This is a genomic window from Janthinobacterium sp. PC23-8 (assembly GCF_002250505.1).
Lineage (GTDB): Bacteria > Pseudomonadota > Gammaproteobacteria > Burkholderiales > Burkholderiaceae_D > Janthinobacterium.
Genome location: NZ_NJGY01000003.1, coordinates 364,880 through 380,880, shown reverse-complemented (window position 1 = coordinate 380,880; position 16,001 = coordinate 364,880). Strand labels below are relative to the sequence as shown.

The window sequence follows — 16,001 nt, the reverse complement described above, 5'->3', positions numbered from 1 at the left end:
AAAACATGACCGCACTGCTCGACATCACCGTCAACGACAAATCCTGGGGCGCGCGCCGCGTGCTGCACAAGCTGCAATTGCAACTGCGGCGCGGCGAGATCGTCAGCCTGATCGGCGCCAGCGGCTGCGGCAAAAGCAGCCTGCTGTCCATCGTGGCCGGCCTCGACGCCGACTTTCGCGGCAGCTTGCGCCTCGACGGCAAGCCGCTGGCGGGAGTGCATGCCGATATCGGCCTGATCTTCCAGGAGCCGCGCCTGTTTCCCTGGCTGACGGTGGCGCAAAATATCGCCTTTGGCCTGGGCGCAGGCGGCGAGCACGATCCGAAGGTTGCGCAACTGCTGGCCGAAGTGGGCCTGCACGGCATGGCAAACAGCCTGCCCAAGCAGCTCTCGGGCGGCCAGGCGCAGCGCGTGGCGATCGCGCGCGGCCTGTTCGGCCAGCCGCGCATCATGCTGCTCGACGAACCGTTTTCCGCCGTCGACGCGTTTACCCGCATGAAGCTGCAGGACCTGCTGGCCGACGTAACCGTGCGCCACGGCTTGACGGTGCTGCTGGTGACGCACGATATCGATGAAGCCTTGTACCTGAGCGACCGCATCGTCATGCTGGACACCCGCGCCGGCCCGCCGCGCGCCCACTACGACGTGACGGCGCCCCGCCCGCGCTCACGCACCCCGGCGACCCAGGCCGCCCTGAAAGACGCCATCCTCGGCGAACTGCATGCCGCGCACGCGATCTGACAGCGGCTTGCGGGACCAGTGGCAAACCCCGCCGTTCATGTTCGCTTGCCATGCAGCCACCCAGCCGCCCTTGAAAGAGCTGCGGTCCAGCCGCATCGAAATCGATATCGATATCGATATCGTCATGTTGACAGGGGCGTGACGATGGCTGGTTATTCACGACGTTGCCGTTTACAATCTGGCTTTTTCGATGAAAAGGCAAACAATGGCAGAAGAAACAAAGGCACCGTGGCTCAATACGATGGCGCTGGCAACGGTGATCCTTGCGGTGTGCGCAACATTGTCCACCTTTAAGGCCGGTGGCTATTCGACGCAGAGCGTAATTAACCAGGCGCTCGCTTCGGACCAGTGGTCGTTTTACCAGGCGAAAAGCACCAAGCAGCATCTGTATGAGGTGCAAGCCGAGCAATTGAAATTGCAGGCCCTGGCGCTATCAAAGGAAAATCCAGCGAGTGCCCCTTATGCGGAAAAAGAGGCGCAGTACCGTGCTGCCATCGTTCGCTATGCTGCTGAAAAGCAGGACATCCAGGTTCGCGCCCGCGACCTTGAACAGCAGCGCGACACCGCGAAACAGCACGGCAAACCATTTGGTATTGCCGTGATTTTTCTGCAGGTGTCGATACTGCTGAACTCGATAGCCGGTCTCATGAAAGTCAAGCGTATCTGGTGGGCCTCGATCCCGGTGGGCCTGGCAGGCCTGGTATGTTTTGCCGATGGCTTCCTGATGTTTGTATAAAACATGGCCGTGACGCACACAGCATTGGCGGTTTGAATCGCCATCTCCATAAAAGATGTGTTGTCGCCAGCTTGGAACCGATCAGATGCCGGCGACCGCAGTGTGCGCTTGCTTTCTGCAGCTCAAAATAGTTCGTTCTGCTTGAGCAACGGGACCGTCGGCGCCGGTTCTGCGCAGATCAGGTAGGCCGCATACGGCTGAAGATATATGTGCTTGCTCGTTGAAAGTGCCCCTTCTTGTTCGGACACGAATCGGCTAGCACTTTCCATCACGTATTTTTTGCGTCTGCGCGGGGGACGCCTATTGCAAGAGATGATGCAGTGCGAATATTGTAACAGCTTGCGATGCGTTGCTTTTCCGTACAGGGTGCAGGCGCTGTTGATAGTTGGCGCAAGCAAAATGAGTGGAAAGGCCATTGCTGACATCACGCGCTCACATCGCCAATTGCCGCTCCAACACAAGTCCAACAAACTCACCTTCACTCGGGCTCGCCGCAATCACCGCCCGCACATCCGCCCTGACCACCATCACATCCACGCCAGCGGTGCCGGCTGCCGCGACAAGCGCAGCGTATGCGTTCAAGACGTCGGCGCCGGTAATATCGTAGCCCCATCCTTTGGCGATACCGCGCAGCGCCGTCATGCCAGCGGCCATCGCAAAATCCGGTCGTTCCACCGCGAAGTCCCTGGCCGCGCGTATCAGCGTTCGTGGGTCCGACGGACTCCGATTTGCCAGTTCGATAGCCAACTCGAAGAAGCCCGCATCCTTGGCCGCCGCAAACCATTTCCCCTCCTGGCCTGGCTGACTTGCAACAAGGTCGCGAAGAATTGTCTCTCTTGGCATATGCGGGTACTTCTTTGCCACGGCCTTGAAGGTTGCCAGGTTGGTCGTCGCGCAAGTGGCCTCAACCGCATAGCGCGCGTACGCTTCGTCCATAAACCCTGCGTCCAACAAGACACCCTCACAGAACGCAGCTATAGCTGTCACCGGTGCGTTCAATCCTTTTGTATCCTCTGCGTACCGAATCGCTTCCGCACCGCGGCCCGCCTTGGCCAACGCCTTCGCTCCCCAAACCCTCCAATGCCACGACTTGTACCGGTACTCGGACTTCGCGATCAATGCGAGCAGCTCTTCGTAACGGCCAGCGCAATAGAGAGCGCTCAGGCACGCGGTCGTCCCTTTGAAATATCCATACTCCCCGCTGCGCGCGCAGTGGTCCCACATCGTCGTCAGCGTGGGTGACAGGTAGTCGGCCCACTTGGCTGCAATTTCCGGTGTCGCGCACAGCTCGCCCCAGAATTCACCAAGGTATTCCAAGTACGGCATGTCGTCTTCCTGAAGGGCCTCGTACAACCGGTCCAGCCATTTCTCTCGCACGACGCGCGCGGCGCCGGCTTTTGCGATGATGGGGACAAGGGTTTCGATAGCGCCATTCACGGCAGAACCTATCCTGCCTGAGCTGCTGTCAACCTGCTCGATTGCCGGTGCCAGTTTCTCCAGCAACAGCACGGAGCCTTCGGCCGCCAGTACGGGTTCCTTCTTGGCCACCGCCTTGATTTCAGCGAGCGCCTCTTTGATACGCAAGATTGGGGTATCTGATTTCCAGCCGAACGCGTTGCGACGGAAACGTGGTGCGAACTGCCATTTGTATGCGATTGCCATGTGCCTGTTTATGTATTTAAAAATAATATACTAATGACCGTCGCAAGTGCTCTGGCAAGCAAATCTCGTGCGACCGGTGCGATAGGGAGCATCAGCCCTCGACTCGCTTATCCATTTGCATGACGGCAGTTCGGTGCCGGACTGCATCGGAGCCGCCTGTTTACTTTTCGCTTGCCACGATAGCATCGAGTGAAATACGTTGTGCATCGCTGGCTGCATTGCGCGCCACGGCCAAATAGTACGGTCTGTCTTCTCTCGCGAAATCTTCAATGGTAGCGTCGACGGCGTGTCCGAATTCATCTGGCAAAGACGTCCTGGCCAAACTGCTGATGTATGCAGGCAAGATGGCGTGCCAATTGATACCGATGCTTGATATTCCATCATCGTCAGCAAAAAATAGCACGTCATCGTTTCCTTCATCAATGTGCCGGAGCAAACCAAACAGGAGTTCGAAGCTTGCCTTTGCAGTTGAGTCTGCGAGGTTATCTGAAACACGGACGCACTCCCGCAAAAGCCTGTCAAAGTCGGCAATAAACGCGTCGGTGCTTTCGGACTGAATTTGCCGGCGCTGGTTGTTGATTGCGACTGCCTCGTCGTACTTGCCGGCCATGGCCGCTTCGTAAAACGCACGCACCTCGTCTGGCAGCGATAGTGGCGGCTTGCCCGCTTCGACGGGGCGCCCAGCGAGGCGCATAAAGTCGCTCAGTAGCGTACTCAGTTGTGCCGCAGGCATCAGTTCAATGGCGCGCTCGGCAATAATCAAAAGACTGCCACGGTTCAGAGCGCGTAGGTCGGCGCGCAAGGCAGTGAAGTCAATCAGATGTTCGGTCATGCTTGCGTTTCCTTCAAAATCGCCTGGACAAGGCGTGCGCGCGGGAAGAAGCGTCATGCGGTCCGACGAATTGAGAAGATGCTTTGCGAAAACCATCAGATGAGCTGGCGGGCAAGTCCTGAACGCTTTGCTCCAGATCACAGTCGCGGCCGGGGCATGCAGGGTATTGCCGGCAGCGCCGGCCCGTCATCGCGCTTAGCTCGCAATACGATATGCTTCCCTGTCCTTGCCATCAAGCCAGCGCGGTGCGCGACCACGACCGGTCCATGCCTCCCCCGTTTCAGGGTTTTTAAATTGCGGCGCGACCTTGCCCTTGATTTTTGCCGGCCTCGCCCGAGTTCCGGAAGACAGGTCCTCCACAGTGATGCCATGTTGCTGCATCAAATCCTTGATTTTCGCAATTGCGCCACTGATTTCATCTTTGCGGGCAGCTTCTGCCAGGGATTGCAATTTTGTTATTTGTTCAACATACTCTGCGTACGACGTCATGGTGTCTCCAGGCGATAGGGAATTCAAACAGTTTGAATATACGCGCAATGTAACATGGCATCGCACATAACAAGATGCTACATTGTATGCCGATGGCCGGATACAGCCCAGGAGCGGACCTTCGGACCTGGCCGCCGGCAAAGTGGGGCCGGACGATCCCCAACTCCATGTGGCCGCCACATTGACGCGCCTGCCCGGCGCACTTCTTAATCTGCCGCCATTCATTACACCGAGGATTGCCATGTTGACGTTTTTCCGAGCTTTTTCCATGCTGGGCGCCGCGCTGCTCATCGCCGGCTGCGCGCAAACCCCGCCCGCCAGCCAGGCCGCCAGCACGCCTGTCGCCAGCGCGCCGGCGACACCGGCGCCGCCGCTCTTCGGCACCACCTGGAAGTTGAAACTGTTGAACGGCAAGACCGTGACGCGCACCCCGCCGCGCCAGCGCGACGTGACCATCGTTTTCAACGACGGCCGTGTCAGCGGCCATAGCGGCTGCAACCAGATGATGGGCGCCTACGGCACCAACGGCAGCAGCACTTTGATGTTTTCGCAATTGGCCGGCACCATGATGGCGTGTGAGGCGGCCGACATGGACCTGGAAAAGCAGTTGCTCAAAATCCTGGGCACCGTCAACGGCTATCGCTTTGACGGGCAGCAGTTGCTGTTGTTGAAGGACGGGGTGGCGGTGGCGCGCTATGAGGCGCTGAAATAATCAATCATGCCGGCTGTGTGCCTGCGATACATTGCTTCCTGCCGGCACGCTTTGCGTCAGCCACACATTGCCGCCCACCGTCGATCCGGCGCCGATCGTGATGCGTCCCAGCACCGTGGCGCCCGCGTAGATCACCACGTCGTCTTCAACGATGGGGTGGCGCGGCGTGCCCTTGATCAGCACGCCCGATTCGTCGGCCGGGAAGCGCTTGGCGCCCAGGGTGACGGCCTGGTACAGGCGCACGCGCTCGCCGATAATGGCCGTCTCGCCGATCACCACGCCGGTGCCATGGTCGATAAAGAAGCTCGCACCGATGCGCGCGCCAGGGTGGATGTCGATGCCCGTCAATGTATGGGCGATATCGGCCACCAGGCGCGCCAGGAACGGCGAACCGAGTGTATGCAACTGGTGTGCCAGGCGATGGTACAGGATGGCGATGGTGCCCGGGTAGCACAGCATGATCTCGGCCACCGAGGTGGCGGCAGGGTCGCCCGCATAGGCGGCCTGCACGTCGGACACCAGCAGCGCGCGGATGCCGGGCAGGCTGGCGGCAAACTGGCGCGTGATATCGCGCGCTTTTGCCGCCAGCGCGGCGTCATCGACCGCCTCGCTCTGCGCACCGCCTGGCGCGGAAAACAGCAGAGCGCGCCGCACCTGTTCGCTCAGGCGGTTCAGGGTGGTGTTGAGGGTGTCGCCGACAAAGTAGTCGATGCTTTCATCGGTCAGGTTGGGCCGCCCGTAGTGAGTGGGAAACAGCGCCGCCGACAGGCCGTTGACGATGCTGGTCAAGGCCTCGCGCGACGGCAGTTCGCGCACGCGGCCGTTGTGGCGGATCTTGTGCTTTTCTTCGCGCGACACGCGCAGCGCGGCGATCACCGGGCCGAGGTTCCACTGGACCGTGTCGTCGACGCGGGCCGGACTATCAATGCTGTGCATGGCTGCTCATTTCAAATAAAACGGCGCGCAGGCCGGGTCGCCCGATCTTAGCGGCAGCGGTGCGCAAACCCAAGGAAGCATTTCATGCATCGATATGCGAAAAACGCATATCGATATGCTGGCCGGAGCTCGCCAACGGCATCGCGCCCACTAAGTAATCGCGCAAAAAATACTGTCTAACCTCCATGCGAAGCGAGATGGAGGATTTGCAGCGATGAAACGATTGGAATTGAGTGAGGAAGAGAACCGGACGCTGCTGGAGATGGGGATTTACCATTCGCACGCGCGTACGCGGCGGCGCGCCCAAGGAGTACGGCTGCTGGGTCAAGGGATGACGCTACAGCAAGTTGCCGATGAGTTTAATGTGCATCTCAATAGCGTGGAGCATTGGCGGCAATGCTGGGTGCGCCTGGGACTGGTTGGCTTGTATGAGGGTCGGCACAGCGGTCGGCCACCGAGTTTGTCGCGCCAGCGGCAGCACGAACTGGGACAGTTGGCACGGGAGGAAGGCGGAAGTTCGGGTTCGCTGCTGCGGCGCTGGCTGGAACGGGGACGAGAGCGCCTGAGCCGCTGCACGGTGCGCCGCTACTTGCGCCGGATGGGTTTGCACTACAAGCGCTGTCGCTTGAGCTTGAAAGGGCAACGCGATGAGGCGGCCTTCGAGCGCGCCTATGGGGCGCTCGCCTCGCTGCGGGCCATGGCGCGGGCCGGTCAATGCGAGTTGCTGTATTTCGATGAGGCGGGCTTTGGCCCGAATCCCCCGCTCCAGTATGGCTGGATGTCGACGGGACACACGCGCGCCGCACGTTCAGGCACGCATGAGCAACGAGTCAACGTACTGGGGGCGTTGCGCCATGACCGCTCGCTGATATGGCGTATGCACGACAAGCGTACGACACGCGAGGACGTGATGGCGTTCATGGACGAGTTGGCAAACCAGGCGCATTCGGCGCCGCGTATCGTGGTGCTCGACAACGCCGCTATTCACAAGGGTGAGCCGATGCGGGAAAAGCGCCAACAATGGGAGCAGCAGGGCTTGTACTTATACTACCTGCCGCCCTACAGTCCGGAACTGAACCGTATCGAAATCCTGTGGAAACAAGCCAAGTACGTCTGGCGCCGCTTCCGTTATCTCACGGGTGACAGCCTGCGCGACGAAGTTCGTTCCATCATGGAAAATTATGGAAAAGCATTCACAGTAAATTTTGCGTAACTACTTAGTACCTCGTCTCAGGGAATGTGAAGGGTTGGCCTGAGTTAGTCATTCGACTTGCGGTGCGCGGTGCAGCAGAATCGCACTCCCGCACCGCCGCGTGTATTTAAGCATGCTCCAGATTCCATTGCGCCACCCATTTGGCGATGCACTCACCGAGCATTGGACGTGCAATGCCATACCCTTGGCCGCTATGACAACCAAGCGCCAGCAACTTGGCAGCGTCCTCCAAATTCTCGATACCCTCAGCAACCGCTGTGATGCCAAACCCGTTGGCTATCTGAGCAATCGAGCGAACAATCACGCTATCGCGTGACCCTTGCGCCAAATCCCCCGTAAAAGCCATATCTACCTTAATTTCGGACACATCCATCTGGCGCAAATATTTAAAGGAAGTGAAGCCAGCGCCGAAATCATCAATTGAGATGCGTACACCCGCAGCTCTGAGTTCGCCCAAGATTTTTTGCGCACGCTCGACATTGGACATAAGTGCGGTCTCGGTCAGTTCCAGCGTCAGCAGCGACGTCGCCAGGCTACGGCTTTCAAGTGCTTGCAGCATGCGCGGTGCCAGCGTCAGGTCATCGAGCATACGAGCGGAAATATTGACAGACACCGGTAGTATTAAATCTTGCGAGCACCATAGCTGCACCTGATCCAATGCCTTGCCCAGCACCCAGTAAGTTAATCGGTGGATCAGGGGAGAGCGCTCGGCCAGCGGGATAAATAAACTAGGAGGCACAACCTCTCCCTCAGGTGTCCGCCACCGTACAAGTGCCTCAACCCCTGTGACGCACTGATTGCGCAAGTCAAGAATAGGCTGATACTCTACAAACAGCTCCTGATGATCCAGGGCCTGTCGCAAACGATTGCTTTCTGAAGCCGGCCGTTGCCGCATCGACTCCATTCCGTCCGCGTACATGAGATACAGACTGGCGCCGTGCTTGGCCGCATACATGGCCCAATCTGCTTTAAGCAGCAGGGTCTGAACCGAGTCACCGTGAGATGGATACAGCGCGATTCCGATTGAGCCTTCGATGACCAGGATGTGCTCACCGATGGATATCGGCAGACGGATTTCCTGCGTGATTTTTTCCGCGACACGTAAAACGACCTCGGCGTTTGAAGCCTCAGACAAAACGACTGCGAACTCATCACCGCCCAAACGCGCCACCGTATCGGTGCTGCGCAACACGGCCTGGATACGTTGCGCTACTGCTGCCAGTACCATGTCACCGGCCCCGTGGCCAAAGCTGTCGTTGACATTCTTGAATAAATCCAGATCGATCTGCATAATGGCAAACCGCTGGCTACCACGAGCCGCTGCCAGTAGTGCCTGTTCTGCTCGGTCAAAAAACAGTGCCCGGTTGGGAAGACCTGTCAAGATATCGTAGAAACTCAAATACTCCAGTCGTTCTCGCTTTGACTTCAATTCGCGTTCCAGATTGACACGCAGTCGGCTGTTGAGCAAGGTGGTTTCCACCAGTCCGACCTTCAGGTGGGTTTTGGAGATGAAGTCGTGCGCGCCCTCTTGCATGGCTTGTACTACCAGCCGTTCATTGTCGCTGCCAGTGACCATAATCACGGGGACATATGAGATCAGGCCTGCCTTGATCTCGTGCAGCAACTCGGTGCCAATATTACTGCCCAGATGGTAGTCGAGAAAAACGCAATCATATTCATCCTGTGCCAACAGAATTCGCGCAGACTCCAACGTGGTCGATTCCGTCACCGTGCACCTGACGCTGCTTTTTGCCAGAACTCGGCAAATGCGCTCACGGTCCACGTCATCGTCGTCGACCACCAGCAATCGCATCGGGTGTCTTTCGACCACGGCATCAGGCAAGTGTAATGGCTGCGACATAGGATTTAAGCAAGTTGGCAAGATTAGCGAGCTGATTGCCTACAGCAGACTTCACCATATAGCCGGCAATGCAGTGATGATAGGCACGTGTCAGGTCGTCGTCGGCATCAGAGGTAGTCAGCACGAACACCACGCGCGATCGCAGCGCAGTATCGGCGCGAAGCGCATCAAGGAATTCAAAGCCATTCATCACTGGCATATTAAGGTCTAACAATACGATGGTGGCTTTGGGTAACACACCGTGCGGACCATTGCCGCGCAATGCTGCCAGACCTTCGGCGCCATTGGCGGCTGTGTAGATGGGCTGGTCGAGGCCACATTTGCGCAGGCTGCGCGTGGCCGCTTCGACAGCAACGTCGTCGTCTTCAATCAACAAGATCGAAAACGCGGATTTGCCAGTGAGCGACATCATTACCCTCTATCCTGATTGGGCTGGGCATTGGGCCAATAGAAACGAAATGTTGTTCCACGCTGGCCGTCCCGTGATTCGACCACGATCCAGCCGCCGTGCGACTCGGTCAATCGCTTTGATACCGCCAAACCAACCCCGGACCCCTGTCGCTCGCTCGACGAGGCGGTCTGAAACAATTTGAATATGCGTTGCTGCGCATGCTCAGGGATGCCCGGCCCATCGTCGCTTACCGAGAATTCGATAAACTTGCCATTATCGCGAACTGCCAGTGTCAATACGCCCTCTTCACGATCATGATGCTTCACTGCATTCGACACCAGATTGCGCAATACCGTCTCGATCGGGGTACGCGCCGCGTGGATAACACCTGCGGCGAGCTCGCGTCTAATCTCAAACCCGGCGCGCAGTGGCTGCAGTTCCAGCACTTGGGAGATTAGACTGGCCAGATCAATGCGGCTGATTTCAGCATCGGCGGAGCCAGCCCGTGCATAACTCAACAAGTCTGCAATGAGCGACTCAAGTCGGGCTACCCGAAGCGTGGCGCGTGCGAGATTACTCAATGCCTTATCGTTGGCGACTGGACTGTCTTGAATGTCTTCCTTGATCCACTCCAACAAATCAGCAATGCCGCGCAGCGGCGAGCGAAGGTCATGTGACGCGACATAGACAAATTGTTCCAGCCCCTCATTGGCGCGCAATAACCTGATCTCGGCCTTCTTGCGCTCGGTGATGTCTACTATGGTGGCCAGGACTTGTCGTCCATCCTGCAGATCAATGGGATTGAGGCCGATTTCGACTGGAAACTCGCTACCGTCGCTACGTGCAGCATACAAGTCCCGGCCTGCACCCATGGCGCGACTGGCAGGGTTGCCAAAGAATTGCCGAACCTTTTCCGGGTGATCAATACGCATGCGCACTGGCAACAGCATGTCGATCTGCTGACCTACCATGTCCTGTCGCGCATACCCGAAAAGTCGCTCAATTTGGCAATTCACCAACGTAATGCGGCAATTCTCGTCGACCATCACAATACCTGCAGGAGCGGCTTCGACCACGGCATTGAACTGATCGCGACTGCGGGCTCGCAGCTTCTCGGCATTCTTGCGCTCTGTGATATCGACGATAGTGGCAAGCACCAGGCGATCCCCTTCACTTTCTATCGGCGTCAGGCCTATCTCTACGGGAAATTCACTGCCGTCGTACCGGCACGCATACAAATCTCGCCCGGCCCCCATGGCACGGATAGAAGGACTATTAAAAAAAGCGCGCAGCATACCCGGATGCGTCGCGCGCATGTGCTGAGGTAACAACATTTCAACCGGTTGCCCGATCAGCTCGGATTCGGCATAGCCAAATAGTCCAAGCAAGTGGCGGTTTACCAGCATCATTTTTCCGAGCGAGTTCACCATGACAATGCCGGTAGGGGCCGCATCCACTACAAGCCTGAAGCGATCATGATGTGCATCAGAGGTCATATATCACCAAAGGCGAGATCAGTTAATGCAGAATGATTCAAAAAAATGCATTTTTTACTCTAGCACTTCCTTGGAATTTTGCAAGCTAAGTAAGTACCAAGAAATATTGTGAAAATATGACGAATAGAACCCGATGGCGGAGCAGGCAATTCGCGCGACCTGTCCGGCGCCTGGGCAATGGTATTGCCTTGCAAGGCGATACTCCCGCAAAGGCGCCCGATGCGACGCAGTGCGAGCACCGCGAGCAGCGGGCAAGCCTCGTTGGCCACCTTGAGAGCGCCGGTGATGGAAGTCAGAATTGACAAGATTTTATACGTACTTGCTTAGCGTAAAATAGCGGCCTAACAAAAACACTGTGAAACATGACCAAATTATTAACCTGGATACTGGCGGGCCTGGCAATGGTCGGACCGCTGGCGATCGACACGTACCTGCCCTCCTTCCCCGCCATCGTCACCGATTTTAACGCCAGCCCCCTGCTGGTGCAGCAGACGCTGAGCTTTTTCCTGTTTTGCTTTGCCTTCATGATGCTGTTCTACGGCACCTTGTCCGATTCCTTCGGCCGCCGTCCCGTGATTCTGGTCTCGCTGGTGCTGTACGTGATCGCCTCGGTCGGCGCCGCGCTGGCGCCGTCGCTGGGCGCCCTGCTGGCCTGGCGCGTGCTGCAGGGCCTGTCGGCCGGTGCCGGTTCCGTGATCGGCCGTGCCATCGTGCAGGACCGTTACGCGGGCGCCGAAGCGCAAAAAATCCTCGCGCACATCATGATGGTGTTTGCACTGGCGCCGGCGATTGCGCCCGTGCTGGGCGGCTGGTTGCAGGTGGGGCTGGGCTGGCGGGCTATCTTCTGGTTCCTGACCGCCTTCGGTGTGCTGATGTTCGTCGTCGTCTGGCGCGCCCTGCCGGAAAGTCTGCCGAAGGAACAGCGTCACGCCTTCCACCTGGGCAGCATCGCCGTCAACTACTGGAGCGTGCTGCGCCACCGCCAGTTCCTGCTGCTGTCGACCGCCATCGGCGCGGCCTTCGGCGGCTTCGCCCTGTATATCGGTTCGGCCGCCTACTTCATCATCAATATCCTGCATTTGCCGGAAACGGCGTTTGCCTGGCTGTTCATTCCTTTGATCAGCGGCATGGTGTTCGGTTCGGCCCTGTCGAGCAAGATCGCCCACCGCTACAGCCAGCGCCAGATGGTGTGGGCCGGCTTTGCCCTGATGCTGGTGGCGGCCGCCGTCAATATCGGCTACAACTACTTCTTTGCCGCCGCAGTGCCGTGGGCCGTGCTGCCGCTGTTCTTCTACTCGTTCGCCCTGTCGCTGGCCATGCCGCCGATGACGCTGATGGCGCTGAACCACTTCCCCAACAACAGCGGACTGGCGTCGTCGATGCAGTCATTCATCCAGATGCTGCTGTTCGCGCTGGTGTCGGGGCTGGTGGCGCCGCTGCTGTTCGACAGCGCCTTGAACCTGGCGTATGGGGTGATGGGTGGCTTGGTGGTGGCGCTGGTGTGCTGGGTGCTGGCGCAGGCAACTTTAACCCGAGGCTAAGAACTGGGGTCAGAACCGGCGGGACTCGGCGTCCCCGCCTGACCCCGGATTTCTGCTGACAGCCTAAGGCCAGGGGGCCGGCGTCACATCACGATACTGCGCGCCACCATCCTCCGGCTCGGCTTCATCGTTTTGCGACGGCTGGCTCAACGGTCCGGCCGGCGAGCGCAGGCCGAGGATTTCCTTGCGCGTCTCGACGAAGTCGGCCGAGCTCAATGGATGCTGCCGGTCGGGCCAGTGGCCCACGGCCCATTCCTGCAAGGCTTCGAAACGGCGCCACAGTTCGGCGATGAACTCGCGGCGTGCTGCTTCCTGCTGCTCGGACGTTTTCTCGGTGGCGTTGCCCACCTCTCCCACATTTGCTTGCATGGCTGCTCCTGGCTGATAAGTCGTGCCGCCATCTTGGGCATTGCCAGGAACTGCGTCTGTACGCGAACGAACGCTCAGGCTAGGCCGGCATCTTGCCGAAACCGACCGCCAGGCGATTCCAGGTATTGATCGAACCGATGGCCAGCGTGACGTTGACCATTTCGGCCGGCGTCAGTTCCCCCGCCAGCGCCGCATAGGCGTCGTCCGATGGATGGGCTTGCGCCATCAGAGTCAGCGCTTCGGTCCAGGCCAGCACGGCCCGTTCGCGCGGCGTGAAGAACGGGGTTTCGCGCCAGACGCTGACCGCATACAGGCGGCGTTCGGTTTCGCCGGCCTTGCGCGCGTCGCTGGTATGCATGTCGACGCAAAAGGCGCAGCCGTTGATCTGCGAGGCGCGCAGGCGGATCAGTTCGAGCAGGGAAGGCTCGATGCCCAGTTTGGCGATGGCCGCTTCGAGCGCATACATGGCCTTGTTGGCGTCGGGCGAAGCTTGTACAAAATCGATGCGTTGCTGTGTCATGATGGTGTTCCTTGAACTGGTGGAGATACGCCATTGTAGAAGCGCGGCGTGGCGTCGCGGCAGGCCAATTTCCCCTGAAAACAGCAGACCATCACCATGCAATTACATATCAGCTTTGAGGGCAAGCGCGACCTGGGCGGCCAGTTGTACCGCCAGTTGAGCGAGGCGATACGCAGCGGGCGCCTGGCCGACGGCCAGCAACTGCCGCCGTCGCGCCTGCTGGCCAGCCAGCTGGGCCTGTCGCGCAAGACGGTATCGGACGTGTATGACAGGCTCGGTTATGAACAGCTGCTGCTGGGCAAGGTTGGCGTCGGCAGCTTCGTGCAGGCGCCGCCTGCCGCGCCCGCGCCCCGCCCTGGCGGCGCCCGGCTTGCCAGCAGCGAAAGAGTCGCGCGCTGGGAGTCGATGGAACGGCCGCTGGTGCAAGGGCCGCGCAGCGAGTTTGCGCGCTACGCCTTTATCGGCGGGCGCGCCACCCCTGCCCTGTTTCCGCACGACGCATGGCGGCGCTGCGTGCAAGCGGCGCTGCGCCAGGAGCGCGGCGAACGCGGCAACTACGGGCCAGTGGCGGGCTTGCCCGTGTTGCGCACGGCAATTGCCGGCCACGCCGCCTTTACCCGCGGCATTGTTTGTACACCGGAACAGATCCTAGTCACCAATGGCGCCCAGCAAGCCTTGTCGCTGCTCGCAAACACGCTGCTGGAACCGGGAGACGTCGTGGTAGTGGAAGAACCGGGCTACCCGATGGCGCGCCAGCTGTTCGGTGCCATGGGCGCGAAGGTGGTCGGCGTGGAAGTGGACGGGGAAGGCATGCTGGTGGCGCAGATCCCCGATGGCGCCAGGCTGATCTATGCGACGCCGACTCACCAGTTCCCGCTCGGCATGCCGATGAGCATGGCGCGCCGCCAGGCGCTGCTGGCGCGTGCGGGCGAACTGGGCGCCGTCATTATCGAAGACGATTACGACAGCGCCTTTCGCTACGAAGGCCGGCCCACGGACGCGCTGCAAAGCATGGACCGCCACGGCCTGGTGGCCCATGTGGGCAGTTTTTCCAAGACCATGCTGCCGGAATTGCGCATGGGCTATGTGGTGCTGCCCGCCGCGCTGGTGCGCGCCGTGCAGACCGTCAAGCACCTGACGGACTGGCACACGCCCACCTTGATGCAGCTGGCGCTGGCGCGCTTTATCGAGGATGGTCACTTGCTGCGCCATATCCGCCGCTGCCACGAGGTCTATGCGGGCCGGCGCGAACGCCTGCGGCACTGGTTCGATGGCCCGCTTTCGCCCTGGTTCGCGCTGGTGCCGACCACGGCCGGCTTTCATGTGGCGGCGCTGCTGCGGGAACATGTGCGGCTCGACATCCCACAGTTGCTGCGCCGCGCCCGCCTGGCCGACGTCGGCCTGCTGTCGATCGCGCCGTTCTACCATGGAACGCCACGCCGGCACGGCCTGTACCTCGGTTATGGCGCCATCGACACGCTCGATATCGATGCGGCGCTGGGCATTCTGCTGGGCATCGTGCAGGAAATGTCGCCCGGGACGGCCTGACTACTTGCTGGCCGATAAAGGAAACAGGTGGACTGTACACGATCGACCTGTCCTGCGGCGCACCGCGCCAGCGGGCGCCGCGAAGAGAAGCCTGGGCTATACTCGGCGCCTTGATTCATTCACAGAAAGTTTTTCACCCATGTCCACAGCGGCCGAATTTTTCCACGCGATACTGCGCGCGGCGATCGATGAGATCAAGTCCCGCAACATTTCCGTGTACACGTTTGCGTTTTGCCATGACCATGCCGCGCGCGCCGTTTCGGTCTGTGTCGATACGAAAGCCAGCTCGCAGCACTCGGTGCAGGAATCGAACGCGGTCAGCCTCGAGTATTTCATGGAAGCACTGGCTGACGGCGATCTCAAGGAGGCAAGCCAGTGGCCGGCCAATGGCGGCAGGAGCCTGACGCTGGCCGACTTCGCCCTGCTCCATATCGCGCGACAGGAGATCGGCGACGTGCGCGTCAACAAGCAATTTCATCTGCAGATGCTGCGGGCGGTGATGGCGTTCCAGGACGAGATTGCCACCTTGTCGCAGGAACCTGCGGAGCTGCTGTTGACCTGCTCGGGGGTTGATGAAGAAGTGGAGTATGTCTGGTCGCTGCCCCAAGTCGTCCAGCAATAGCTTGTCCATGTTGCGCGCTTTGGCAGCGTTGCCGTTGCCACCAGCGCACACGCGTGCCGCTGGGCACCTGGAGCCTGGCGCCGCGCCTGCGAGCGTCCCCAGCCGATAATCGTGTCGGCATCCCCCCTCCACACACACCTGCTGAAAACCACGCCTGAGCAATGACCGGCTTGCCGCAACAGCGACATCGGCGACATGCTGTCTTTGCGCCGCCCGGAGAGCCTCCCCGCCCGATCCTATGACGTCTCCCCATCCATTAAAAGTATCAAAATCCCACAATACGGGACTTTCTATTTATTTTGCTTGACACTCAAAGTCGTGCTGACTATAGTT

Annotated in this window: 17 protein-coding genes; 8 read left to right on the top strand and 9 right to left on the bottom strand. The window is 59.5% G+C overall.

Going from position 1 to position 16,001, the window contains the following annotated elements:
- Positions 1–5 precede the first annotated feature (5 nt).
- The 3 genes from CD932_RS21245 (at position 6) to CD932_RS21240 (ending at position 1,476) form a co-directional block, all read left to right on the top strand.
- Positions 6–740, top strand: coding sequence for an ABC transporter ATP-binding protein (locus CD932_RS21245; protein WP_094444790.1), 735 nt, complete (start codon positions 6–8; stop codon positions 738–740).
- Entirely contained in the window at positions 721–882 is a 162-nt protein-coding gene (locus CD932_RS29000; protein ID WP_176461082.1) for a hypothetical protein, read from the top strand. Before CD932_RS21245 ends, CD932_RS29000 begins: the two co-directional genes overlap by 20 nt.
- 63 nt (positions 883–945) lie before the next feature.
- Positions 946–1,476, top strand: coding sequence for a DUF4337 domain-containing protein (locus tag CD932_RS21240; RefSeq protein WP_094444789.1), 531 nt, complete (start codon positions 946–948; stop codon positions 1,474–1,476).
- A gap of 432 nt (positions 1,477–1,908) precedes the next feature.
- Here the strand turns inward: CD932_RS21240 and CD932_RS21235 are convergent, their stop codons facing one another.
- The 3 genes from CD932_RS21235 to CD932_RS21225 all read right to left on the bottom strand — a co-directional run bounded on the left by CD932_RS21235 (position 1,909) and on the right by CD932_RS21225 (position 4,459).
- Complete coding sequence (locus CD932_RS21235) at positions 1,909–3,138, bottom strand: hypothetical protein (protein ID WP_094444788.1); 1,230 nt, start codon at positions 3,136–3,138, stop codon at positions 1,909–1,911.
- A gap of 160 nt (positions 3,139–3,298) precedes the next feature.
- Positions 3,299–3,970: a hypothetical protein gene (locus tag CD932_RS21230; RefSeq protein WP_094444787.1), complete on the bottom strand. Its 672-nt coding sequence runs from the start codon at positions 3,968–3,970 to the stop codon at positions 3,299–3,301.
- Positions 3,971–4,165: 195 nt separating this feature from the next.
- Positions 4,166–4,459, bottom strand: coding sequence for an H-NS family nucleoid-associated regulatory protein (locus tag CD932_RS21225; protein WP_094444786.1), 294 nt, complete (start codon positions 4,457–4,459; stop codon positions 4,166–4,168).
- A 241-nt stretch (positions 4,460–4,700) separates the two neighbouring features.
- On the opposite strand from CD932_RS21225, the gene CD932_RS21220 reads away from it, so the two are divergent.
- On the top strand, positions 4,701–5,171 hold the full coding sequence (locus CD932_RS21220; protein WP_094444785.1) for an META domain-containing protein: 471 nt from the start codon (positions 4,701–4,703) through the stop codon (positions 5,169–5,171).
- Here the strand turns inward: CD932_RS21220 and epsC are convergent, their stop codons facing one another.
- The gene (gene epsC, locus CD932_RS21215) at positions 5,172–6,107 is read right to left on the bottom strand and encodes a serine O-acetyltransferase EpsC (protein ID WP_094444784.1); all 936 of its coding nucleotides are present in this window, start codon (positions 6,105–6,107) and stop codon (positions 5,172–5,174) included.
- Between the two features lie 214 nt (positions 6,108–6,321).
- Between epsC and CD932_RS21210 the strand changes: the two genes are divergently transcribed.
- Entirely contained in the window at positions 6,322–7,320 is a 999-nt protein-coding gene (locus tag CD932_RS21210; protein ID WP_094444783.1) for an IS630 family transposase, read from the top strand.
- 106 nt (positions 7,321–7,426) lie between these two features.
- On the opposite strand, the gene CD932_RS21205 is transcribed toward CD932_RS21210, so the two are convergent.
- The 3 genes from CD932_RS21205 to CD932_RS21195 are packed head-to-tail and all read right to left on the bottom strand — an operon-like array spanning position 7,427 to position 11,068.
- Positions 7,427–9,133: a GGDEF domain-containing response regulator gene (locus CD932_RS21205; protein WP_176461081.1), complete on the bottom strand. Its 1,707-nt coding sequence runs from the start codon at positions 9,131–9,133 to the stop codon at positions 7,427–7,429.
- Positions 9,134–9,155: 22 nt separating this feature from the next.
- A complete protein-coding gene (locus CD932_RS21200; RefSeq protein WP_217907341.1) occupies positions 9,156–9,593 on the bottom strand; it encodes a response regulator in 438 nt (145 codons plus the stop codon).
- Positions 9,593–11,068: a PAS domain-containing sensor histidine kinase gene (locus tag CD932_RS21195; protein WP_094444781.1), complete on the bottom strand. Its 1,476-nt coding sequence runs from the start codon at positions 11,066–11,068 to the stop codon at positions 9,593–9,595. The genes CD932_RS21200 and CD932_RS21195 overlap by 1 nt, the downstream gene beginning before the upstream one ends.
- 362 nt (positions 11,069–11,430) lie before the next feature.
- Between CD932_RS21195 and CD932_RS21190 the strand changes: the two genes are divergently transcribed.
- On the top strand, positions 11,431–12,609 hold the full coding sequence (locus CD932_RS21190) for a multidrug effflux MFS transporter (protein ID WP_094444780.1): 1,179 nt from the start codon (positions 11,431–11,433) through the stop codon (positions 12,607–12,609).
- 63 nt (positions 12,610–12,672) lie between these two features.
- Here the strand turns inward: CD932_RS21190 and CD932_RS21185 are convergent, their stop codons facing one another.
- Both CD932_RS21185 and CD932_RS21180 read right to left on the bottom strand, forming a co-directional pair.
- On the bottom strand, positions 12,673–12,978 hold the full coding sequence (locus tag CD932_RS21185) for a hypothetical protein (protein WP_094444779.1): 306 nt from the start codon (positions 12,976–12,978) through the stop codon (positions 12,673–12,675).
- Positions 12,979–13,057: 79 nt separating this feature from the next.
- Complete coding sequence (locus tag CD932_RS21180) at positions 13,058–13,498, bottom strand: carboxymuconolactone decarboxylase family protein (RefSeq protein ID WP_094444778.1); 441 nt, start codon at positions 13,496–13,498, stop codon at positions 13,058–13,060.
- 96 nt (positions 13,499–13,594) lie between these two features.
- Here CD932_RS21180 and CD932_RS21175 point away from each other — a divergent pair, with 96 nt between their 5' ends.
- Both CD932_RS21175 and CD932_RS21170 read left to right on the top strand, forming a co-directional pair.
- Positions 13,595–15,046, top strand: a complete 1,452-nt coding sequence (locus CD932_RS21175) for a PLP-dependent aminotransferase family protein (protein ID WP_094444777.1) — start codon at positions 13,595–13,597, stop codon at positions 15,044–15,046.
- 139 nt (positions 15,047–15,185) lie between these two features.
- Entirely contained in the window at positions 15,186–15,668 is a 483-nt protein-coding gene (locus CD932_RS21170; RefSeq protein ID WP_094444776.1) for a hypothetical protein, read from the top strand.
- The last annotated feature ends 333 nt before the right edge of the window (positions 15,669–16,001 follow it).